The organism is Thermosynechococcus sp. QKsg1 (assembly GCF_031586415.1).
Lineage (GTDB): Bacteria > Cyanobacteriota > Cyanobacteriia > Thermosynechococcales > Thermosynechococcaceae > Thermosynechococcus.
Window position 1 is genome coordinate 507,823 of the sequence record NZ_CP134200.1, and the last position, 18,965, is coordinate 526,787.

An 18,965-nucleotide genomic window follows, 5' to 3' on the forward strand; every position below is an offset into this window, starting at 1 on the left:
CACCCTATGGAGCTAATGATTGAAGACCTAATGGAGCAAGTGGTGGCCAATGGTGGCTCCGATTTGCATATCTCCGCTGGCTTACCCCCCTACATTCGCATTAGCGGCAAATTAACCCCGACAGACTACGAACCCCTCACCCCAGAGCAATGCCAGCGCCTGATCTTCAGCATGCTCAACAATACCCAACGCAAGCACCTAGAGCAAAACTGGGAGTTGGACTGCTCCTATGGTGTACGTGGCCTAGCCCGGTTCCGCGTCAATGTGTATAAAGACCGGGGAACCTATGCTGCTTGCTTGCGAGCACTCAGTTCCAAAATTCCCACGTTTGAGCAGTTGGGATTGCCCAACATTGTCCGCGAAATGAGTGAGCGGCCACGGGGCTTGATTCTGGTGACTGGGCCGACAGGATCAGGGAAAACCACAACCTTGGCGGCAATGATTGACTTGATCAACAAAACCCGCGCTGAACATATCCTGACGATTGAAGACCCCATTGAGTTTGTCTATGAACCCATCAAGAGCCTGATCCACCAACGGCAGGTGGGGGAAGATACCAAGAGCTTTGCCAATGCTCTGCGGGCAGCGCTGCGGGAAGACCCCGATATTATCCTTGTGGGTGAGATGCGTGACTTGGAAACAATTCAGCTTGCCATCTCAGCAGCGGAAACAGGGCACTTGGTCTTTGGTACCTTGCACACCAGTTCAGCTGCCCAAACCGTTGACCGTATGGTGGATGTATTCCCCCCAGAGCAGCAGCAGCAAATTCGCGTCCAGTTGTCCAACTCGTTAGTGGCGGTCTTTAGCCAAACGCTGGTTCCTAAGAAAAATCCCAAGCCCGGTGAATTTGGGCGGATTATGGCGCAAGAGATTATGGTAGTGACCCCTGCTATCTCCAACCTGATTCGCGAAGGCAAGACCTCGCAGATTTATTCGGCAATTCAAACGGGCGGCAAGCTGGGGATGCAGACCCTCGAAAAAGTCTTGGCCGATTATTATCGTGCGGGCATCATCACCTATGAAGCAGCAATGGCCAAGTCCTCGCGTCAGGACGAGCTGCAACGTCTGATTGGTACGGGTACACCTGCGGCAGCAGCACGCTAGTTAGCAATTATTGATCAAGAGAAGGGGTATTGAGTCATGGCAACCTATGAAGTGCGGATCCGGGATGCCCAAGGCAAATACAGGACCGTTCGCGAGGAAGCTTCGACACCACGGGAAGCACGCATGGCCTTGCAATTGGAAGGGGTACAGGTTCTAGAGGTCAAGGAGGCCAAAAAACTCACCCTCAAGTCCGACCTCGACCTCAGCTTCCTCTCCAAAATTACGGTGAAGGATCGGGCGATCTTTGCGCGGCAGTTTGCGGCACTGGTGAATGCCGGTGTGGCCTTGGTGCGCGGAATCGGTGTATTGGCGGATCAATGTACCAACCCGAAACTGAAAAAAATCCTCATGGCGGTCAACAATGATATTCAGCAGGGAAGTACCCTAGCTGATGCCATGCGCCCCCATCCAGAGGCCTTTGATAATCTGTTTGTGGCCATGATCCAAGCGGGGGAAACGGGGGGGGTGCTCGATGAGGTGCTCAACCGTCTCTCGAAGTTGCTGGAGGATCAAGCCCGCCTCAATAACCAAATCAAGTCCGCTCTGACCTATCCCGTGGTGGTGGGTCTGTTGGCGGTGGGGATTTTCTTGGGGATGGTGATTTTCCTGATCCCTGTGTTTGAGGGTATTTTCAAACAGTTGGGGGGGGAATTGCCGCCCTTTACCGCCATGATGGTGGCGCTTAGTGAATTCCTGCGCACGCCGCAGTATATGGCATTGTTGATTATCTGTGTGGTGGGCTTGGTATTGGGGATTCGCTTTTATTACAAGACCCCGGCTGGCCGGCTGATGATTGATGGCTTGCTGTTGAAGCTACCCCTCTTTGGTGATTTGGTGGAAAAAACAGCGGTGGCACGGTTCTGCCGCACGTTTGGTTCGCTGTCCCGTTCAGGGGTACCGATTTTGCGCTCCCTTGAAATTGTCAGTGCCACAGCGGGTAACCAAGTGATTTCCAATGCCATTGATCGTGCCGCGAAGGAAGTCCAGACAGGGGGGATGCTCAGTCTTGCCCTACAACAGGAACGGGTCTTTCCAGTGCTGGCGACCCAGATGATTAACGTGGGCGAAGAGACAGGGGAACTGGATAAGATGCTGATGAAGGTGGCCGACTTCTATGAAGATGAAGTGGAACAGGCGGTGAAGTCCCTGACCAGTGTGATGGAACCCTTGATGATTGCGGTGCTAGGGGGTATGGTAGGGTCAATTCTGGTGGCGATGTACCTGCCCATGTTCAAGATCTTCGATCTGGTCAAGTAAGCCTTGCCATGGCACATCTGTCCCCGTCGCGAACCCACTACGACATTCTCGAGGTGGCACCCACGGCCTCGTTGACGGAGATTCGCCGTGCCTATCGAGAGAAAAGTAAGCTCTACCATCCGGATACGACGACGTTGCCGGTGGCGATCGCCCGCGAGGAGTTTCATCGCCTCAATGAGGCCTATGCAGTGCTGACCAATCCAGAGCAGCGGCAGTGGTATGACTTGCAATTACGCCTGCGGGCACAGTCAAAACAGTCAAGCACGATGGGGATAGGTGCCTCTTCTCGCTCTCAGGGGTCTGTTCGCTCTACTGCTGTGCCCCCCGACGATCGCCCCCTCTCGCCGGGGGAGCTATTTGCTCTGTTTATCTTGGGGGTCACCTTTGTCGGCTGTCTGGTTCTGGCGGTAATTGTCGGTTTGTCCCAACAGGGGCAAGAATGGATCTTGCAAATTGTCAGTCGCATCTCAGAACTTGGATGAACACTCTGCCTAATCCCCAAACCCCCCTCTACAACCATGCCCTGCCGCAAATTGAAGCATGGCTACAGCAAAAGGGCTGTGTGCGGGATGAAACCGATATTCACTGCTGGGAGCTAGATTGCCCCCAGTGGTCAGCTCGGATTTGCTTGGATATTGAGGAGCTACAGGTGGTCTATCACGATCGCCTTGAGGGCAGTGTGATTCAGCGCTCTTTTAAGTACTCCTGTCCCCGTGCCGAGGTGGAGGAAGCCATTTTTGCGGGGCCTTAAATGCCCACGGCCATCATAATCGGCATTGCAGGGGCTGCTTCTTGGGTGGCTTGATTCTTGATCCGCTTCAGGCCAAAAATCCAGAGGATTTGATCTTCGATGGCTGCTGCTTGCTCTTTTGCCCCTGCTTTCAACAGCAGTTGATGGGTCATCATCAGCTTCTCAATTTCAGCCACTTGGGTGCGGACTTCTTCCTCATCTAAATAAAGGCTCTCGAGCACCGCATTCAAGTCTGCTTCGGGATCAGCCACTAAGCAAGCCCCTTCCACCACGACGGATTTGAGCTGTCCTTGGTATTGCCGCAATAGACGGCGAATTGTGTAGGCAGTAACGGGCAATAATTTTGTCATGTTGTGTTCCCCCAACTACTTATGTCGGCATCTTGTGAATTGATTTCCCGCTGTCCACTTCCACCCATGGGCAAATTTTGTGGGGGATCAACAGGGGATATAACTGCTCGTTAAGGATTGATTTACTGTACGTTATTATTCTATGAACTTCGCAACTTGGGGATCATGCGTAATTCCACGTAAAAGCGCTTTTAGATGTGATTTAGATCACGGAAACCATGACATTATCGGCATTTGGGAATATTGTAAATTTATGTCAAGAAATCATAAATATTAAGAAATATAAATCTATCTCTAGTGGCGTAGTTGTTGAATGCTGTGGTGAATCTGCTGAAGCGCTAAATCAATCTCGGTCTCTGTGGTGGTACGTAATAAACCAAATCGCAGCGAAGCACGAGCAAGGGTGGGCGATCGCCCCAAGGCAAGAAGAACGTGAGACGGTGTTGGTTTGTCGCTACTACAGGCTGCCCCCGTTGAGAGGGCGACATGGGGATAGATGGCGCGCAGCAGAGCATTGCCCTCAACCCCACCAATACTGACATTGAGACAGTTGGGTAAACTCTGTTGCCAATCACCATTGAGATAAATGTCTCCAAGGGAGGCTAAGCCCTGCCACAGCCGTTCTTTCAGGTGCCGCAGATGGGGAATATCCGTGGCTTGACGTTCCTGAGCGAGTCGTACTGCTACCCCAAAGCCGACAATGAGGGGAGTGGCCAAGGTTCCGGATCGCCAGCCCTGTTCTTGATGACCGCCGTGGAGTTGAGGTGCCAGTTGGACGCGGGGGCGATCGCGCCGCACATAGAGGGCACCAATGCCCTTTGGTCCGTAGAGTTTATGGGCAGTCAGGGACATGAGATCCACCTGAAGCGCCTGAACATCCAAGGGAATTTTGCCCAAGGCTTGAGCGGCATCGGTGTGGAAGAGTACCCCGCGATCGCGACAGCGGCGACCAATCTCGGCCAAGGGTTGGAGCACCCCAATTTCATTATTGGCGGCCATCACGGATACCAAGATGGTCTCATGGGTAAAGGCTTGCTCTAACTCCGCCAGATCAATGAACCCTTTCTCATTCACCCCTAGATAGGTCACCCGAAAGCCAAGGGACTCCAAATAGCGACAGGGAGCAAGCACCGCATTGTGCTCCGTCTGCACGGTAATGATATGGCGACCGCGACTGTAGTAGGCTTCAGCCACCCCCTTGATTGCCAAGTTGTCTGCTTCAGTGGCACCACTGGTGAAAATGATTTCTTCGGGATGGGCATGGATGGCTGCGGCAATCGTTTCACGGGCAAGATCAATGGCGGCGGCGGCCTCCCAACCGTAGGCATGGGCACGATTACTGGCATTGCCAGGGCGATCGCTAAAATAAGGCAACATTGCGGCTAGTACTTGTGGATCAACGGGTGTGGTCGCCAGTCCATCTAAATAAATTGGCTTCATGGCAAAACCTCCGAGTAACCCCTGCATAGGGAGAGCGCTAACCGCAACACCTTTGAAAACCTCTGAATGATGGGGGACATTATAGGGGACAAACAAGGGAATCAAATGCTATCCCACTCTAGGTTTCCCACTCTTGGGTGTGTTCGAACCTTGTGAAAAGGGCTGTATATTGAAAAATAATAATCACCTGCCCAGGGTTGGCCGAGCGGATGAGGCAGCGAACTCATAATTCGCCATAGGCTGGTTCAACTCCAGCACCCTGGATATTTCAATCCCCTGAACCCTGACGGGGGGATCGCCTTCCGTTACACTGAAAGAAGTTTCGTGTCGCAAATTTTGCCATGAGTAACACCTATAAACCGCAACAGGCCTCCGACAAAAATCTTGAAGCCATGCGCAAGTTTGCGGAAACCTATGCCAAGCGCACAGGAACCTACTTTTGCTCAGATTTAGGGACAACGGCGGTTGTTCTGGAAGGATTGGCCAAGCATAAGGACGACTATGGCTCTCCCCTGTGTCCCTGCCGCCACTATGAAGACAAAGAAGCAGAGGTAGAAGCGGCCTACTGGAATTGCCCCTGTGTGCCCATGCGCGAACGGCGGGAGTGTCACTGCCTTCTCTTTTTAACTCCGGATCATCCCTTTGCGGGTACAGCCCAGGAGATTTCCTTTGAACAAATTCGCGAGGAAACCAATCGCTTTACGGTTTCTTAGTATTCCAGTGTCACTACAATCGTATCGCTGTAGATGCCCGCAGGCACAAACTGCCGGGTGGGAATGCGACCAAAAATTTCAAGGGTTGTAGGGGCATTATTCACAGGCACTAAGGTACGCAAACTGCTCCCACCGGTACCATCCCCCCAGATTTGGGTGCGAGCGGCATCAATGTAAAGGTTGTAGTCGCCCCCTGCCAGAGGTCATTTGTCGAGGGGTAAAAGAACCGGCATTGCCAGTGCTGAGGCGAATCGTAATTGCCCTTTGGACATTCGTACAGACGAAGATAAATTGACCAGTGGCATCGTTAGCAGAGGCACTAGAAGTACTGTAGGCGCCAAAGTTTAGGCCAGTCACGCTGTTAATGGTGCAGTTTGCAAAAGTAACTGTCGGTAGAGCTAGGCCGCTGGCGATCGCGAGCAGGATACTGAAATGTGGTCGCACCACTCACAAGTATTTAAGAACAACCTACGCCAATCATAGTTCATCCGTGATTTCCCTTGGCAGACATCCCCCTAGGGGGGATATAGTAAACGTGTGGGTTCTGAGGTGGCCACCATGACCTTTCAACTTCCTCCCCTGTTGCAGTGCCTACGGAATCGAGCCTTTGCCGGTCTCTATACGGCGCAAACGATCAATCTGATTGGGGATGCGTTCACATGGCTCGGCTTAGCACTCCTTGCTTTTGAGTTAGCAGGAGAGAAGTCTGGACTGTGGCTCTCCACTGCCTTAACGCTGCGGGTCACCATTTTTGTGCTATTGGCTCCTATTGCTGGTGTCTTAGCAGATCGATTGGATCGCAAGGGATTGATGGTGACTACCCATCTTGTGCGGATGGTTTTGGTGTCGTTCTTGCCGTTTGTTACTGACGGCTGGCAACTGTATCTCGTAGTGGCTTTGCTGAGTGGCTTTCACGCCCTTTTTACCCCAACCTACACGGCCACATTACCCTTGATTACGACGGCTGAGGAGTGCCCACCGGCGATCGCCCTCTCGAATGCCACGTACCAACTCCTGAGTGTTTTAGGCCCAGCCCTCGCAGGTAGTGTTGCGGCGTTATGCAGTACCCGTTCAGTGTTCTTTTTGGATGCTTTGACCTTTTTGGTTGCAGCGGTGTTGATTGCTTGGCTGCCCACTGCTTTGATCGTACCTAGAGCAGGATCAGTCCCCCCCCGTAGCGGATTTCTTGAGGAGCTAAGTGTTGGTAGTCAGTGCCTTTGGTGGGATGCAGCAATTCGCTATGGATTACTACTGCAATTGGTGGCGGCGATCGCTGGCGCAGAAATTTTGGTGAATACCGTCGGCTATGTTCAGGGCACGCTACAGGCAGGAAGTCAGGCCTACGGCTCAATCATGGCGGCATTTGGTGGGGGTGCTACTTTGGCTGCGGTGATTTGGGGTTCTTCCTGTCGCAGGATGAGTGCCGTGAGGGTGATGGGTCTAGGGGGGATACTGACGGTGCTGCCGTTGCTGGCTGCCTATAGTGCCAATGTCCCTACCCTCGCTCTGTTGTGGGCGATCGCGGGTATCGGTAAAACCCTCGTCAATGTGCCTATGCAGACGGTAATTGCTGAGAGAGTGGCCGTGGAATTGCAGGGTCGGGTTTATGGCGCTCAGTTTGCTTGGAGTCATCTTTGGTGGGTCTTGGCCTATCCCCTAACGGGATGGTTCGGCAGTCAGTTTCCAGCCCAACATTTTTTCTATACTGGCCTCAGTAGCATGGTGCTTTTCATCGCTTTTGTGGTGTTGACCCAACCGTGGCACTTGCGGCATCTCCCCGCTGGTTTTTGGCACACTCATCCCCATGAGCACGACAGCGAGCATGATCATTGCCATCGGCTACAGGCTCATCAGCACCTACACTTTCATCTCCAGCCAAGCCACGGCAATTAAATAACACCATCCGCAGTCAACAGGGCTTTGTAGAGGCCGGGTCGGCGATCGCGAAAGAAGCCATAGGCCGCCCGTAGGTGCTCAATTTCCTCTAAATCAAATTTATGGACAAGCACTGCTTCTTGGGTGCGATCGGCCTCAGCCACCAGATCTCCCCTTGGATTAGCAATAAATGAACTGCCATAAAATACTTGCCCCCCCTCATCACCCACACGGTTCGCTGCCACCACTGGAATCACATTTGCCACTGCATGACCAACCATCACCCGCTGCCACGGGTCTTTGGTGTCCAGTGTGGGATCGTGGGGTTCACTACCAATGGCAGTGGGATACACGAGCACTTCTGCTCCCATCAGGGTCATCACCCGTGCAGCCTCTGGAAACCACTGATCCCAGCAGATGCCGACACCGATTTTGCCGTAGCGGGTACGCCAGACTCGAAAGCCTGTATTGCCGGGGCGGAAGTAAAACTTTTCCTCATAGCCGGGGCCATCGGGAATATGACTTTTGCGATAGACACCGAGGTTGACACCCCCCGCATCAATCATGGCCACACTGTTGTAATAGACGGTGCCCGCCTTTTCAAAAAAGGACACTGGAATCACCACCGCCAGTTCCCGCGCCAAGGCCTCAAAGTGGGCAATTGTTGGGTGGTTTTTCACGGGGTGTGCCCGCCGAAAGTGACTCTCCCGCTCTTCCTTACAAAAATAGTGACCTTCAAATAGCTCTGGCAGGACAATGACCTGTGCCCCCTGCTGATGCGCCTGCCGCACTAGATCACTGAGGTGCAGAATATTGGTCTCAACATCATCGGTCAGTTGAGCTTGAATGGCAGCAACGGTCAGTGTTCTCATAGTTCCTGCTGCGTAATGCAATGGAAGGCGCCTCCCCCTTCTAAAATCATCCGTGCGGGAAGGCCAACGGTTCTGCGACTGGGAAAGAGCTTAGCGATCGCCTCAACCGCTTTGGCATCGGCTTCGACACCATAGGTGGGGACGACAACAGTGGTATTGGCGATATAAAAATTGACATAGCTAGCGGGTAAAATCTCCCCCTTTCGACTCGTCACCCGCCCCGGCGAAGGCACTGGGATTACCTCTAGGGAGCGCCCCTTGGCATCCGTTAGCGTTTGCAACTGCTCATAAATCGTCAGCAGGACATCGTAGTTCGGATCCTCAGGGCTGTCGGGCAGCATACAAACCACGGTTGCCGGAGCCACAAAACGCACCAGCGTATCGATGTGACCATCGGTGTGATCGTTGGCCAGTCCCGATTCAATCCAGAGGATTTTGCTCACGCCAAGGGCGGGCTTGAGGCGGGCTTCCACTTCTTCGCTGTCTAAATAGGGATTGCGGTTGGGGTTGAGGAGACACTGGCGGGTGGTAAGGCAGGTTCCTTCGCCATCCACTTCGATCGCCCCCCCCTCCAAGAATAACGGCACCGCCTCATAGGGAAGGCCGATGGCTAGAGCAAGGCGCACAGCCAAGTCACTATCGCCGGGAAGTTGATACTTCTTGCCCCAACCATTAAAGGGTAAACAGAGGAGTCGGCGCTCCCCTGCCTCATTGATTAAGCCCACAGGAGCGGTATCCCGCAGCCAAATGTCACCAAAGGGGAGCTGATAAAACTGTGGATTCAGATCCCCGAGATAAGAACGAGCAGTGGCTTCTCCCACCTCGTCCAGCACCAGAATCTTCAGTTGCTCCCCGCGGCACTGACCTGTTACGGGATCGGGGTCAGCGATCGCCCGACACAGGGCTGCAAACTCTGAGCGTACTTGAGGTAAGAGATCGCCCCACAAATCCTCGTGACTGGGGAAAGCTAACCAACAGGCGCGATGCGGCAGCCACTCAGCGGGCTGAAAAAAGGGGGACATGAAGAGCGATTAGCCCTTTTTGTTGGTTTTGGGTGCAGGTTTAGCGGCGGCTTTTTTCCCTTTAGCAGTTTGCTGGGGCTTGGCACCGCTGTATTTGCGGCGGAAGCGTTCCACCCGCCCTTCAGCGTCAACGATTTTCTGAGTACCCGTGAAGAAGGGATGGTTGCCTGACCAGATATCCACGTGTAGTTCGGGTTTCGTGGAACCCACGGTCATCACCACTTCACCGTCACAATAAACTTTGGCTTCGGGATACCACTGGGGATGAATGTTCGGTTTTGGCATAGGAGTCTCACCACAAACGAGAAGTAAAAAACAAACATCTTAGCGTTTTGAGTATTGGGGGGCTTTGCGGGCTTTGCGCAGACCGTATTTACGCCGCTCCTTGGCACGGGGATCGCGGGTGAGATAGCCTTCCGTTTTCAGAGGCTTGCGGTTTTCGATGTCCAGTTGACACAGGGCGCGGGCAATCCCTAAACGAATGGCATCTGCTTGCCCCGTCAAACCACCCCCCGTGGCATTGACATAAATATCATAGCTACTTTCAAGGCCAAGGGTTTCAAGGGGGGCTTTCACCAAGTTGAGATAGGTGGGGTTGTTTTGCAGGTAGTCAGCCCCATTGCGGCCATTGATCAACAGTTGACCGCTACCAGGGATCAGGCGCACCCGTGCCACCGCCGACTTACGGCGACCGGTTCCCAAATAAACTACCCGCTTAGACTGATCAGCAATCTGCATGTTAGGCTCCCGGAATCGTGTTAATGGTCAAAGGCTGGGGTTTTTGCGCTTGGTGGGGATGCTCTGGCCCAGCATAAACTTTCAGCTTGGTAAAGAGTTTACGGCCAAGGGAATTTTTCGGCAGCATCCCTTTGACAGCATGCTCAATAATCCGCTCGGGAATGCGGGCTTGCAGTTGATCAAAGGTTTCAATTTTCATGCCGCCGGGGCGTCCCGAGTGACGACGGTAGAGTTTTTGGGAGCGTTTTCTGCCAGTGATGGTGACTTTCTCGGCATTGATGACAATCACAAAGTCACCTGTGTCCATGTGGGGGGTGTAAATGGCTTTGTTTTTGCCCCTGAGAATACGGGCAATTTCTGCAGCTAGCCGACCCAAGCGTTGATCAGCGGCATCAATGACATACCACTGAGGAGCAAGGTCATCCACGGCGGGCAGTGGTGTCTTTACGGTACTGGTCATCACAAACTCCATGATTCTATGCAATGGACAATTCAGGGGTAATGGAGGCTAACTGAAACTGGGGCATCGCCTCGGTGCACAGGGCAAGGGGGAAAGGCGATTCAGGATAACCCACCCCCAATAGACAAAGGCCTACAGGGGGGGCAGCATACTTGACGAGGTGGCGTTGCTCCTGCTGCCAAATTTCCGTAAAACTGGCGGGCGATCGCTGGCCTTGCCCCACCTGTACCAAGAGTCCCACCAACAGGCGCATCATGCCGTAGAGAAACCCCGAAGCTTGCACCTCAATTTCCACAAGGGCACCGCGCCGCTGGCAGCTCACCGCCTGCACCTCCACCCAAGAATGGGCACGATTCGAGCCAGAACGGTGAAAGGCACTGAGGTGATGCCGCCCCAACAATGGCTGAAGCACGGCTGCCATTTTTTCCACATCTAAGGGGGCATAGTAGTAGTGCCATGTCCAAGGGCGCAGAAAGATATTGGGGCAGGGATCGGTATAGAGGGTATAGCGATAGCGACGCCACAGCGCGGAGAAACGGGCATGCCAGTGATCGGGCACCACCGCCGCCGCACGAATCACCACATCGGCGGGCAAGCGAGCATTGAGAATCCCCGGCCAACGATGAACGGGAATGGGCGAGTTGACCGTGACGTGAGCCACTTGACCAGCAGCATGAACCCCTGTATCGGTACGACCTGCTGCGACAACAGAGACGGGATGGTTGACAACACTGGCGATCGCCTGCTCAATCACCTCCTGTACCGTGCGCTGTCCCACCTGCCGTTGCCAGCCGTGGAAATGGGTGCCCTGGTACTGAATAAGCAGTGCCAAGCGTTGGCCACTCTGAGGAGGTGCGATCGCCGTCATCATTGCCTGCTACACCAGTTCAATGACTGCCAATTCGGCATTATCACCCCGCCGCCGCACACTGCGGATAATGCGGGTATAGCCCCCCTGGCGATCGCCATAGCGCTCTGGGGCTTGGGCAAACAGAGCATGCACCAGTTGCTTATCGTAGAGATAGCCAAGGGCACGCCGCCGTGCCGCCAAGGAGCCATCCTTTGCCAAGGTGATCATCCGCTCCGCCTCTGCGCGTACTGCCTTTGCCCGCGCTTTGGTGGTGGTAATGCGGCCATGGCGAATCAATTCAGTGGTCAGTGCCCGCAGCAGTGCTTTTCGTTGATCGGCTGGCAGTCCTAGCTGGGGAACCCGACGTTGGTGACGCATAGACAAACCTCATTCAATCTCTCTAGTTACGGGCAGCTTTTTGGGGCGGTAGCGTAATGCCCAAGTGTTTTTGCAGTGCCTCGATCACTTCCTCGGCAGACTTTTGACCAAAGTTTTTGATCTCCAGTAGCTCTTCTTGGGAATACTCAAGAAGGTCAGCCACCGTATTCACTTGGGCACGCTTGAGACAGTTGTAGGCACGCACCGACAAATTGAGTTGCTCAATGGGAATTTGTGCCGTTTCATCATGCTCGTCGGTGGTGGTGGCCTCGGAGGTGTGCAGGGGCACTTCCTTCAAGGGGCTAAAGAGATCCACAAGAATCGTTGCCGCCTGATTGAGGGCATCTTGGGGGGTCAAGCTGCCATTCGTCCAGATTTCCAGCTTTAGATAGTCTTGGAGTTGGCGATCGCCCTCTGTACCGGCACTGCGCACCGAATCAACGGTATAGTTCACCCGCCGCACGGGCATAAAGACCGCATCCAATTGCAGATAGTCCAAGGCAAGGCGATCGTCCCGTACCCGCTCCACCGAGCGATAGCCGCGATCCTGTTCAATCTTGAATTCCATCTCCAAGGTTGCCCCCGGCATCAGCGTGGCAATATAGTGGTTGGGGTTGACCACTTCCACTTCAGAGCCAAGTTGCACCATGCCAGCAGTAACCGTCAATGGCTCATTCTCAGGGGCTTGGGCAAAAAGGCGACCCATTTGGGGTTCTGAGGTGTGGCTGCGAATCACCAACTGCTTCATTTGCAGCAAAATGTCCATGACATCTTCGCGCACACCGGGAATTGTTGAAAACTCATGATTCACACCGGCAATGCGCACCGCTGTCACGGCACTACCGGGTAAGTTGGCAAGAAGAACCCGCCGCAGGGCATTCCCCACCGTAATCCCTTGACCGGGGGCGAGGGGGTGCAGCGCAAATTGGCCGTACTGCCCTTGATCCTCCTCAACCCGTGTTTCCAAACATTCAATTTGATATGCCATAGCTGTGCTCCCAAGTGACCCAAACCAACCTAAACCCGCCGCCGTTTGGGGGGACGGCAACCATTGTGGGGAATGGGGGTCACATCCCGAATGAGGGTAATTTCTAGACCTGCGGCTTGCAACGCCCGAATCGCTGTCTCGCGACCGGAACCGGGACCACTCACCATGACCTCAATTTGCCGCATCCCCTGATCAATGGCACGGCGAGCTGCATTATCAGCAGCAGTTTGAGCCGCAAAGGGTGTGCCTTTTTTGGCACCTTTGAAACCACTGGAGCCAGCGGAGGCCCAAGCAATCACCTCACCATTGGGGTCGGTAATTGAGACAATCGTGTTATTAAATGTGGACTGAATGTGGGCAACGCCACTGGGGACATTGCGCTTTTGCTTACGAGGGCCAGAGCGTTTTGCAGAGGGTGCCATAATCTATCCAAACCGTGAATCAGGTAGCAGGAGCGGAAAAATTTATTTCTTAGCAGCGGGTTTTTTCTTACCCGCCACAGTGCGGCGACCACCACGACGGGTGCGAGCATTGGTACGGGTACGCTGACCACGAACCGGCAATCCAAGGCGATGCCGCCGCCCGCGGTAGCAGCCAATGTCCATGAGCCGCTTGATATTCATGGCCTCGAGACGGCGCAGATCCCCTTCCACTTGGTACTCGTCAATCGCAGCCCGCAGTGCCGCAATATCGGCATCCGTCAAATCGCGAGTGCGGGTATCTGGGTTAACACCCGTTTTTGCCAAAATTTCTTTGGAGCGGGTCAAGCCGATGCCATAGATGTAGGTGAGGGCAATTTCAATGCGTTTGTCGCGGGGTAAATCAACACCAGCAATACGAGCCATGAATCTAGTTCCTATGTGTGCAACAACAGTGGGTTACCCTTGGCGCTGCTTGTGCTTCGGATTGGTGCAGATCACCATGACCCGACCACGTCGCCGAATGACGCGGCATTTTTCACAAATACGCCGTACCGATGCTCTTACTTTCATATCAGTTGCTCATGTAGTCGCAAATTTTATATCTTAGCAGAGTGGCCAACAAAGATCAAACTACTTTTTGCGCAGGCGATAGGTAATCCGCCCCTTGGTCAGGTCATAGGGGGTCAATTCCACCTTCACGCGATCGCCCGGCAAAATTTTGATGTAGTTGCGGCGAATCTTACCGGAAATATGGGCAAGGACATTAAAGCCATTGTCCAGATCCACCCGAAACATGGCGTTGGGCAATGACTCGGTCACTGTCCCTTCAATTTCAATGGCATCCTGTTTAGACACGGTTCACCTCCCCAATACGTGCTTGAATGGCAGCAGTTACCTCTTCGATCGTACGTGTTCCATCAATGTGTACAAACTTGGGATGACTCATGTACTGTCGAATCATTGGTAGGGTTTCCCGCTCATAGACCTGTACCCGCTTGAGGATGGTTTCAGGAGTATCATCGGAGCGCTGCTGACCATTGGCCGCTTGCTTGGCGCGATTGAGGGCGCGTTCTTGGAGAATCGCAGCAGGCACATCTAAGAAGAGCAAATAATCATAGTCTTGGTGAATGCTTTTGAGCATCTCCTCAAAGACTGCCGCCTGTGCCCCATTGCGGGGAAAACCGTCCAAAAGCCAACCCGCAGCCGTATCTGGCTGTTGCAAGCGATTGGCCACCATATCCACAATCACCTGATCCGGTACCAGTTCACCGCGATCCATATAGCTTTGAGCCTGTTGACCGAGGGGGGTGCCCGCAGCTCGCTCTGCCCGCAGAATATCCCCTGTGGAAATATGGGGAATCCCCAAAAGCGTGGTCAGAATTGCTGCCTGTGTCCCCTTGCCCGAACCGGGACCGCCAAACAAAATTAAGCGCATTACTGCTTCACCATCCCCTCATAACGTTGTGAAATCACATAGGTTTGAATCTGTTTTGAGGTGTCAATGGCCACCCCCACCAAGATCAACAGGGAGGTCGCCCCCAGCCCTTGAAATGTTGTTACTTTGGTTGCACTTTCGACTGCCGTGGGAATAATCGCCACCAGACCCAAAAAGATCGCCCCTAGGAATGTCAGGCGGTTGAGAACCCGCTCTAGGTAATCAGAGGTGGCTTTCCCCGGTCGGATTCCCGGAATACTGGCGCCCATTTTTTTCAGGTTTTGGGACATATCCACGGGGTTGACCACTAAGGAAGAGTAAAAGTAGCTAAAGAAGAGAATCAACAGTAAATAGAAAATCACATATAGCCACGGCGTCGGCCCTGCTGGAGAAACATAACTCGCAAATCGCGCCACGAGTTCATTGCGGGTAAACTGCGCTAAGGTCGAAGGCAGAATCAGTACTGCTGAGGCAAAAATGATTGGCATCACCCCCCCTTGGTTTAAGCGCAGGGGCAGGTAACTGGTTTGCTCGCGGTAGAGTTTGCGCCCCACTTGGCGACGTGCCGAAACAATAGGGATGCGGCGGGTACCCTCTTGCACAAAGACAATGCCAACAATCATGGCCAAAAAGACGGCCACCAGAATAACAATGCCGCCAATATTGCCACCACTTTCGGCGAGGGCGATCGTCTGACCCACTGAGGCAGGCAAGTAGGCAACAATGCTCAAAAAGATCAAGAGTGAGGCTCCATTACCCACGCCCCGCTCAGTAATCAATTCCGAAATCCACATCACCACCATTGAGCCAGCGGTCAGGCCAAGGACAATTTCAGCCACAAACCACGCCCCTGGATGCAAAGCCGCACCGGGAATGGAACTCACAAAAATGGCAATGCCAAAACTTTGCAGAACTGCCCAGCCCACAGCCACGTAGCGAGTAATTTGGGAAATTTTGCGGCGGCCGGCTTCTCCCTCATCCTTTTGCAGCCGCTCCAAGGAGGGGAGAGCAGCAGTCAGCAATTGCATGATGATGGAGGCGTTAATATAGGGCAGGATGCCGAGGGCAAAAATCCCAAGGGCAGAGAGGCCACCGCCTGAAAAGATGTCGAGGAAGCGAATCACGGCATTATCTTGGACGCTCTGGGCAAAAACGGCGCGATCGATCCCCGGAATGGGTAGATAAATCCCCAGCCGTACCAAGATCAATAGCCCAATGGTGATCAGGAGTCGCCCCCGCAGACCAGCCGCTTGAGCCATCTGCATAAAGGTTTCTTGGGCAGTGGGTGCCTTGCCGCGATTCACAATCATATTGGGGTTCCTCTATTCACTGTCGGCAGCAACGCAGGTCTCCACACATACCCCACCAGCAGCTTCAATCTTGCTGCGGGCACTGCCACTAAAGGCAGCGGCATGAACCTCTAGCTTGACGTTTAGCTCACCATCCCCCAGCACTTTGAGGGGATATTTGGCGGTGGTGAGAATGCCAGCCTCAAGGAGAGACTCAACCGTCACTACACTATTGGCGGGTAGGGTATTGAGACGACCCACGTTGATCGTAGTGTAAACCTTCCGGTTGACGAGGGGAAAGTGCTTGAGTTTGGGGAGACGACGGTAGAGGGGGTTTTGACCGCCTTCAAAGCCGGGACGGGTGGGGCGGCCAGAACGGGATTTTTGCCCGCGCATCCCAAAGCCACCACTTGCCCCTTGACCTGCGGCAATGCCCCGACCAATCCGCCGTTTGCGTCGTCGCGATCCCGCTTGGGGGTGCAGATCTTGAAACCGCATGGACAACTCCTACCTATTTGCTATAGAGGTTTTCAATGGGGATTTCCCGCTCCTCGGCAACTTCTTGGAAGGTGCGCAAGGCTGCAAGAGCTTCGAGGGCGGCGCGGGCATTGTTGAGGGGGTTACTGGAGCCTAGTTGTTTGGCCAGCACGTTGCGTACCCCTGCTAGTTCCAGAACGGTGCGCACAGAACCACCAGCAATTACCCCGGTTCCCGGTGCAGCGGGGCGAATCATGACGCGAGCAGCACCGCCTTCGCCAAAAGTGGGGTGGGGAATAGAGTTGGATTTGGTGATCGGGACATCAATCAGGTGCTTTTTGCCATCGGCCACACCTTTGCGCACCGCACCAATGACATCGGCAGCTTTACCGACGCCCACACCCACTTGGCCACGCTCATTGCCAACAACCACAATGGCGCGGAAGCTTAGTTTCTTACCGCCTTTGACTACTTTGGAGACGCGGCGGATCTGGACGACCCGCTCTTGCCAGTCGGTTTCTTTTTCAACTTTGCGGGGGTTTTTACGACGATTTGCCATCGGGTCATCCTCTAAAAGTCTAGTCCAGCTTCACGGGCGGCATCCGCCAAGGCCTTGACACGACCATGGTAGATATTGCCACCGCGATCAAAGACAACGCGCTCAATGCCAGCGGCTTTGGCACGCTCTGCAATTAGTCGCCCCACTTCAATAGAGGCGGCACAGGTGCTCCCTTTTCCTAGTTTTTGCCGCAGTTCTGGCTCAACACTGGAAGCGGCCACAAGGGTATGGTGCCGGGTGTCATCAATCACCTGGGCATAGATATGCTGATGGGAACGAAAGACAGCGAGGCGGGGGCGATCGCTGGTACCTTTGACTTTGCGGCGAATGCGCTGATGCCGACTTTGGCGAGCCGCAGTACGAGTTTGTTTCATCTATTTCTTCCCTGTCTTACCAACTTTACGACGCACAAATTCACCCATATAGCGAATGCCCTTGCCCTTGTAGGGTTCAGGGGGACGTACGGCGCGAATACGGGCAGAGGTGTTGCCGACTAGTTCTTTATCAATGCCACTGACAAGGACAATCGTGCCCTGCTGCACTTTTTTACCTTGGTTGTCCTCAATTTCTAGGGTAATGCCCTCGGGTGGCACAATCTCAACGGGGTGGCTGTAGCCCATACTGAGGACAAGGGTTTTGCCTTGGAGTTGGGCGCGGTAACCGACCCCTTGAATCTCCAGCTTTTTCGTAAACCCTTGGGAGACGCCTTCCACCATGTTAGCCAGTAGCGTGCGGCAGAGGCCGTGGCGTTCTTTAGCAGGTCGAGAATCATCGCGGCGTTTGACAACAATACTTTCGCCCTCTTGGGCAACATTCACCTCGGGCGGCAAAACCCGACTCAGTTGACCCTTGGGGCCTTTGACCGTGACCTGCTGCCCGTCTAGGGTGAGGGTAACATTCTTTGGCAGGGGGATGGGACGCTTGCCAATACGAGACATGTGGGACTTCCTCCGAGCTTACCAAACGTAACAGAGTACTTCGCCGCCAATGCCCTGCTTCCGTGCCTCGCGATCAGTCATGATGCCGCTAGAGGTGGAGATGATGGCAATGCCGATGCCACCGAGCACCCGGGGCAACTCACGGGAATTGGCATAGACGCGCAGACCGGGTTTGCTCACCCGCTTGAGCGCAGTAATAATCGGCTGGCGCTGCTTACCGCGATATTTTAGGGAAACCACAAGATGCCGTTTGATGCCGTCCCCTTGCTCTTCAAAATCGCGAATAAACCCTTCCGCTTTCAGCACCTGCGCAATACTGCGGGTCATGCGCGTGGCCGGAATGGTGGTGGTTTGATGACGCGCAAGGTTTGCGTTGCGGATGCGAGTTAGCATATCGCCAATCGTGTCATTTACTGCCATAGTTGCTCCTTAAAAATCTGCCTCCGGCGTTAGTTCTCACGGAACGGCATGCCCATTGCTTTGAGCAGGGCGCGTCCTTCTTCATCAGTATTGGCAGTGGTGATGATTGAGACATCCATGCCGCGAATTTGATCAATGTCGTCGTAGTTGACTTCGGGGAAAATCAGTTGCTCGCGCAAACCTAGGGTGTAGTTGCCCCGGCCATCAAAGCTTTTGGGGTTGACACCGCGAAAGTCACGGATCCGTGGCAGTGCCAAGTTAATCAAGCGATCCAAAAAGGCATACATGCGATCGGATCGCAGCGTCACGGCCACACCAACGGGCATGCCTTTGCGAATTTTGAAGCCAGCGATCGCCTTCTTGGCGCGGGTAACGACGGGCTTTTGGCCGGTAATCGTGGCAATTTCTGCCAGTGTGGCTTCAAGGGCTTTGGCATTTTGCGCCGCTTCACCCAGACCGCGGTTGACAGTCACTTTGACAATCTTGGGGACTTGGTGAATGTTTTTGTACTGGAATTGCTGCATGAGCTGCGGCACAACGGTTTTGTTGTAGTGATCTTTGAGGCGTTGGGACATGGGGCTTCTCCTAGGGGCATTCTCTGGGCTGGGTCAGAGAGGGGAAAACGGG

General features: G+C 53.9%; 30 protein-coding genes and 1 tRNA gene. 7 read left to right on the plus strand and 24 right to left on the minus strand.

Going from position 1 to position 18,965, the window contains the following annotated elements; translation table 11 throughout:
* Positions 1-6: 6 nt before the first annotated feature.
* From RHP47_RS02450 to RHP47_RS02465, 4 genes are read left to right on the plus strand one after another with little or no spacing between them, the layout of a single operon-like run.
* Positions 7-1,104, plus strand: a complete 1,098-nt coding sequence (locus RHP47_RS02450) for a type IV pilus twitching motility protein PilT (protein ID WP_149817851.1) — start codon at positions 7-9, stop codon at positions 1,102-1,104.
* Between the two features lie 36 nt (positions 1,105-1,140).
* Entirely contained in the window at positions 1,141-2,361 is a 1,221-nt protein-coding gene (locus RHP47_RS02455; RefSeq protein WP_286626454.1) for a type II secretion system F family protein, read from the plus strand.
* Between the two features lie 8 nt (positions 2,362-2,369).
* The gene (locus RHP47_RS02460) at positions 2,370-2,843 is read left to right on the plus strand and encodes a J domain-containing protein (RefSeq protein WP_302679782.1); all 474 of its coding nucleotides are present in this window, start codon (positions 2,370-2,372) and stop codon (positions 2,841-2,843) included.
* The gene (locus RHP47_RS02465; RefSeq protein ID WP_310840967.1) at positions 2,840-3,112 is read left to right on the plus strand and encodes a DUF3143 domain-containing protein; all 273 of its coding nucleotides are present in this window, start codon (positions 2,840-2,842) and stop codon (positions 3,110-3,112) included. The genes RHP47_RS02460 and RHP47_RS02465 overlap by 4 nt, the downstream gene beginning before the upstream one ends.
* Here RHP47_RS02465 and RHP47_RS02470 read toward each other — a convergent pair.
* Entirely contained in the window at positions 3,109-3,462 is a 354-nt protein-coding gene (locus tag RHP47_RS02470) for a hypothetical protein (RefSeq protein ID WP_149817857.1), read from the minus strand. The genes RHP47_RS02465 and RHP47_RS02470 overlap by 4 nt on opposite strands.
* 294 nt (positions 3,463-3,756) lie before the next feature.
* Positions 3,757-4,902 (minus strand): cysteine desulfurase family protein, encoded by a 1,146-nt coding sequence (locus tag RHP47_RS02475; protein ID WP_302679783.1) that lies wholly within the window; start codon positions 4,900-4,902, stop codon positions 3,757-3,759.
* A gap of 191 nt (positions 4,903-5,093) precedes the next feature.
* On the opposite strand from RHP47_RS02475, the gene RHP47_RS02480 reads away from it, so the two are divergent.
* Positions 5,094-5,166: transfer RNA gene (locus RHP47_RS02480), tRNA-Ile, on the plus strand.
* A gap of 77 nt (positions 5,167-5,243) precedes the next feature.
* Positions 5,244-5,615 (plus strand): ferredoxin-thioredoxin reductase catalytic domain-containing protein, encoded by a 372-nt coding sequence (locus RHP47_RS02485; RefSeq protein WP_286626456.1) that lies wholly within the window; start codon positions 5,244-5,246, stop codon positions 5,613-5,615.
* Here RHP47_RS02485 and RHP47_RS02490 read toward each other — a convergent pair.
* Together RHP47_RS02490 and RHP47_RS02495 are read right to left on the minus strand one after the other, a co-directional pair.
* Positions 5,612-5,815 (minus strand): spore coat protein U domain-containing protein, encoded by a 204-nt coding sequence (locus RHP47_RS02490; RefSeq protein WP_310841387.1) that lies wholly within the window; start codon positions 5,813-5,815, stop codon positions 5,612-5,614. The genes RHP47_RS02485 and RHP47_RS02490 overlap by 4 nt on opposite strands.
* The gene (locus RHP47_RS02495; RefSeq protein WP_310840970.1) at positions 5,784-6,062 is read right to left on the minus strand and encodes a spore coat protein U domain-containing protein; all 279 of its coding nucleotides are present in this window, start codon (positions 6,060-6,062) and stop codon (positions 5,784-5,786) included. The genes RHP47_RS02490 and RHP47_RS02495 overlap by 32 nt, the downstream gene beginning before the upstream one ends.
* Positions 6,063-6,173: 111 nt before the next feature.
* Between RHP47_RS02495 and RHP47_RS02500 the strand changes: the two genes are divergently transcribed.
* Positions 6,174-7,508 carry an MFS transporter gene (locus RHP47_RS02500; protein ID WP_310840971.1) on the plus strand — a complete coding sequence of 445 codons (1,335 nt, stop codon included), beginning with the start codon at positions 6,174-6,176 and terminating at the stop codon, positions 7,506-7,508.
* Here the strand turns inward: RHP47_RS02500 and aguB are convergent.
* From aguB to rplE, 20 genes are read right to left on the minus strand one after another with little or no spacing between them, the layout of a single operon-like run.
* Complete coding sequence (gene aguB / locus RHP47_RS02505) at positions 7,505-8,362, minus strand: N-carbamoylputrescine amidase (RefSeq protein ID WP_310840972.1); 858 nt, start codon at positions 8,360-8,362, stop codon at positions 7,505-7,507. The genes RHP47_RS02500 and aguB overlap by 4 nt on opposite strands.
* Positions 8,359-9,384 (minus strand): agmatine deiminase family protein, encoded by a 1,026-nt coding sequence (locus tag RHP47_RS02510; protein ID WP_310840973.1) that lies wholly within the window; start codon positions 9,382-9,384, stop codon positions 8,359-8,361. Before RHP47_RS02510 ends, aguB begins: the two co-directional genes overlap by 4 nt.
* A 9-nt stretch (positions 9,385-9,393) precedes the next feature.
* Positions 9,394-9,669: a 50S ribosomal protein L31 gene (gene rpmE, locus RHP47_RS02515; RefSeq protein ID WP_149817874.1), complete on the minus strand. Its 276-nt coding sequence runs from the start codon at positions 9,667-9,669 to the stop codon at positions 9,394-9,396.
* 39 nt (positions 9,670-9,708) lie between these two features.
* A complete protein-coding gene (gene rpsI, locus RHP47_RS02520; protein WP_149817876.1) occupies positions 9,709-10,122 on the minus strand; it encodes a 30S ribosomal protein S9 in 414 nt (137 codons plus the stop codon).
* A 1-nt stretch (position 10,123) separates the two neighbouring features.
* Complete coding sequence (gene rplM / locus RHP47_RS02525; RefSeq protein ID WP_149817878.1) at positions 10,124-10,582, minus strand: 50S ribosomal protein L13; 459 nt, start codon at positions 10,580-10,582, stop codon at positions 10,124-10,126.
* 16 nt (positions 10,583-10,598) lie between these two features.
* Positions 10,599-11,453, minus strand: a complete 855-nt coding sequence (gene truA, locus RHP47_RS02530; RefSeq protein WP_149817880.1) for a tRNA pseudouridine(38-40) synthase TruA — start codon at positions 11,451-11,453, stop codon at positions 10,599-10,601.
* Between the two features lie 6 nt (positions 11,454-11,459).
* Positions 11,460-11,810, minus strand: coding sequence for a 50S ribosomal protein L17 (gene rplQ / locus RHP47_RS02535; protein WP_149817882.1), 351 nt, complete (start codon positions 11,808-11,810; stop codon positions 11,460-11,462).
* A gap of 22 nt (positions 11,811-11,832) precedes the next feature.
* The gene (locus RHP47_RS02540) at positions 11,833-12,798 is read right to left on the minus strand and encodes a DNA-directed RNA polymerase subunit alpha (RefSeq protein WP_286649836.1); all 966 of its coding nucleotides are present in this window, start codon (positions 12,796-12,798) and stop codon (positions 11,833-11,835) included.
* A 29-nt stretch (positions 12,799-12,827) separates the two neighbouring features.
* The gene (rpsK, locus tag RHP47_RS02545; protein ID WP_011055959.1) at positions 12,828-13,220 is read right to left on the minus strand and encodes a 30S ribosomal protein S11; all 393 of its coding nucleotides are present in this window, start codon (positions 13,218-13,220) and stop codon (positions 12,828-12,830) included.
* A gap of 42 nt (positions 13,221-13,262) precedes the next feature.
* Positions 13,263-13,643: a 30S ribosomal protein S13 gene (gene rpsM / locus RHP47_RS02550; RefSeq protein WP_024125578.1), complete on the minus strand. Its 381-nt coding sequence runs from the start codon at positions 13,641-13,643 to the stop codon at positions 13,263-13,265.
* 33 nt (positions 13,644-13,676) lie between these two features.
* Positions 13,677-13,790, minus strand: a complete 114-nt coding sequence (gene rpmJ, locus RHP47_RS02555; RefSeq protein ID WP_011055957.1) for a 50S ribosomal protein L36 — start codon at positions 13,788-13,790, stop codon at positions 13,677-13,679.
* Between the two features lie 60 nt (positions 13,791-13,850).
* Positions 13,851-14,075 (minus strand): translation initiation factor IF-1, encoded by a 225-nt coding sequence (gene infA, locus RHP47_RS02560; RefSeq protein ID WP_011055956.1) that lies wholly within the window; start codon positions 14,073-14,075, stop codon positions 13,851-13,853.
* The gene (locus tag RHP47_RS02565) at positions 14,068-14,655 is read right to left on the minus strand and encodes an adenylate kinase (RefSeq protein ID WP_286626462.1); all 588 of its coding nucleotides are present in this window, start codon (positions 14,653-14,655) and stop codon (positions 14,068-14,070) included. Before RHP47_RS02565 ends, infA begins: the two co-directional genes overlap by 8 nt.
* Positions 14,655-15,965 carry a preprotein translocase subunit SecY gene (gene secY / locus RHP47_RS02570; RefSeq protein WP_149817890.1) on the minus strand — a complete coding sequence of 437 codons (1,311 nt, stop codon included), beginning with the start codon at positions 15,963-15,965 and terminating at the stop codon, positions 14,655-14,657. The genes RHP47_RS02565 and secY overlap by 1 nt, the downstream gene beginning before the upstream one ends.
* 12 nt (positions 15,966-15,977) lie before the next feature.
* Positions 15,978-16,442 carry a 50S ribosomal protein L15 gene (gene rplO, locus RHP47_RS02575; protein WP_149817892.1) on the minus strand — a complete coding sequence of 155 codons (465 nt, stop codon included), beginning with the start codon at positions 16,440-16,442 and terminating at the stop codon, positions 15,978-15,980.
* Between the two features lie 13 nt (positions 16,443-16,455).
* On the minus strand, positions 16,456-16,980 hold the full coding sequence (rpsE, locus tag RHP47_RS02580) for a 30S ribosomal protein S5 (protein ID WP_011055952.1): 525 nt from the start codon (positions 16,978-16,980) through the stop codon (positions 16,456-16,458).
* A gap of 11 nt (positions 16,981-16,991) precedes the next feature.
* A complete protein-coding gene (gene rplR, locus RHP47_RS02585; protein ID WP_149817894.1) occupies positions 16,992-17,354 on the minus strand; it encodes a 50S ribosomal protein L18 in 363 nt (120 codons plus the stop codon).
* Positions 17,355-17,918 carry a 50S ribosomal protein L6 gene (rplF, locus tag RHP47_RS02590; RefSeq protein ID WP_149817896.1) on the minus strand — a complete coding sequence of 188 codons (564 nt, stop codon included), beginning with the start codon at positions 17,916-17,918 and terminating at the stop codon, positions 17,355-17,357. It lies immediately after the preceding gene.
* Positions 17,919-17,936: 18 nt separating this feature from the next.
* On the minus strand, positions 17,937-18,338 hold the full coding sequence (rpsH, locus tag RHP47_RS02595; protein ID WP_149817898.1) for a 30S ribosomal protein S8: 402 nt from the start codon (positions 18,336-18,338) through the stop codon (positions 17,937-17,939).
* A 29-nt stretch (positions 18,339-18,367) separates the two neighbouring features.
* A complete protein-coding gene (rplE, locus tag RHP47_RS02600; protein WP_024125571.1) occupies positions 18,368-18,913 on the minus strand; it encodes a 50S ribosomal protein L5 in 546 nt (181 codons plus the stop codon).
* Between the last annotated feature and the right edge of the window lie 52 nt (positions 18,914-18,965).

Bases quoted from the DNA above. Each gene is read 5' to 3' on its own strand.
- RHP47_RS02450 (WP_149817851.1), top strand. From the start codon at position 7: ATGGAGCTAATGATTGAAGACCTAATGGAGCAAGTGGTGGCCAATGGT.
- RHP47_RS02455 (WP_286626454.1), top strand. From the start codon at position 1,141: ATGGCAACCTATGAAGTGCGGATCCGGGATGCCCAAGGCAAATACAGG.
- RHP47_RS02460 (WP_302679782.1), top strand. From the start codon at position 2,370: ATGGCACATCTGTCCCCGTCGCGAACCCACTACGACATTCTCGAGGTG.
- RHP47_RS02465 (WP_310840967.1), top strand. From the start codon at position 2,840: ATGAACACTCTGCCTAATCCCCAAACCCCCCTCTACAACCATGCCCTG.
- RHP47_RS02470 (WP_149817857.1), bottom strand. From the start codon at position 3,462: ATGACAAAATTATTGCCCGTTACTGCCTACACAATTCGCCGTCTATTG.
- RHP47_RS02475 (WP_302679783.1), bottom strand. From the start codon at position 4,902: ATGAAGCCAATTTATTTAGATGGACTGGCGACCACACCCGTTGATCCA.
- RHP47_RS02485 (WP_286626456.1), top strand. From the start codon at position 5,244: ATGAGTAACACCTATAAACCGCAACAGGCCTCCGACAAAAATCTTGAA.
- RHP47_RS02500 (WP_310840971.1), top strand. From the start codon at position 6,174: ATGACCTTTCAACTTCCTCCCCTGTTGCAGTGCCTACGGAATCGAGCC.
- aguB (WP_310840972.1), bottom strand. From the start codon at position 8,362: ATGAGAACACTGACCGTTGCTGCCATTCAAGCTCAACTGACCGATGAT.
- RHP47_RS02510 (WP_310840973.1), bottom strand. From the start codon at position 9,384: ATGTCCCCCTTTTTTCAGCCCGCTGAGTGGCTGCCGCATCGCGCCTGT.
- rpmE (WP_149817874.1), bottom strand. From the start codon at position 9,669: ATGCCAAAACCGAACATTCATCCCCAGTGGTATCCCGAAGCCAAAGTT.
- rpsI (WP_149817876.1), bottom strand. From the start codon at position 10,122: ATGCAGATTGCTGATCAGTCTAAGCGGGTAGTTTATTTGGGAACCGGT.
- rplM (WP_149817878.1), bottom strand. From the start codon at position 10,582: ATGACCAGTACCGTAAAGACACCACTGCCCGCCGTGGATGACCTTGCT.
- truA (WP_149817880.1), bottom strand. From the start codon at position 11,453: ATGATGACGGCGATCGCACCTCCTCAGAGTGGCCAACGCTTGGCACTG.
- rplQ (WP_149817882.1), bottom strand. From the start codon at position 11,810: ATGCGTCACCAACGTCGGGTTCCCCAGCTAGGACTGCCAGCCGATCAA.
- RHP47_RS02540 (WP_286649836.1), bottom strand. From the start codon at position 12,798: ATGGCATATCAAATTGAATGTTTGGAAACACGGGTTGAGGAGGATCAA.
- rpsK (WP_011055959.1), bottom strand. From the start codon at position 13,220: ATGGCACCCTCTGCAAAACGCTCTGGCCCTCGTAAGCAAAAGCGCAAT.
- rpsM (WP_024125578.1), bottom strand. From the start codon at position 13,643: ATGGCTCGTATTGCTGGTGTTGATTTACCCCGCGACAAACGCATTGAA.
- rpmJ (WP_011055957.1), bottom strand. From the start codon at position 13,790: ATGAAAGTAAGAGCATCGGTACGGCGTATTTGTGAAAAATGCCGCGTC.
- RHP47_RS02565 (WP_286626462.1), bottom strand. From the start codon at position 14,655: ATGCGCTTAATTTTGTTTGGCGGTCCCGGTTCGGGCAAGGGGACACAG.
- secY (WP_149817890.1), bottom strand. From the start codon at position 15,965: ATGATTGTGAATCGCGGCAAGGCACCCACTGCCCAAGAAACCTTTATG.
- rplO (WP_149817892.1), bottom strand. From the start codon at position 16,442: ATGCGGTTTCAAGATCTGCACCCCCAAGCGGGATCGCGACGACGCAAA.
- rpsE (WP_011055952.1), bottom strand. From the start codon at position 16,980: ATGGCAAATCGTCGTAAAAACCCCCGCAAAGTTGAAAAAGAAACCGAC.
- rplR (WP_149817894.1), bottom strand. From the start codon at position 17,354: ATGAAACAAACTCGTACTGCGGCTCGCCAAAGTCGGCATCAGCGCATT.
- rplF (WP_149817896.1), bottom strand. From the start codon at position 17,918: ATGTCTCGTATTGGCAAGCGTCCCATCCCCCTGCCAAAGAATGTTACC.
- rpsH (WP_149817898.1), bottom strand. From the start codon at position 18,338: ATGGCAGTAAATGACACGATTGGCGATATGCTAACTCGCATCCGCAAC.
- rplE (WP_024125571.1), bottom strand. From the start codon at position 18,913: ATGTCCCAACGCCTCAAAGATCACTACAACAAAACCGTTGTGCCGCAG.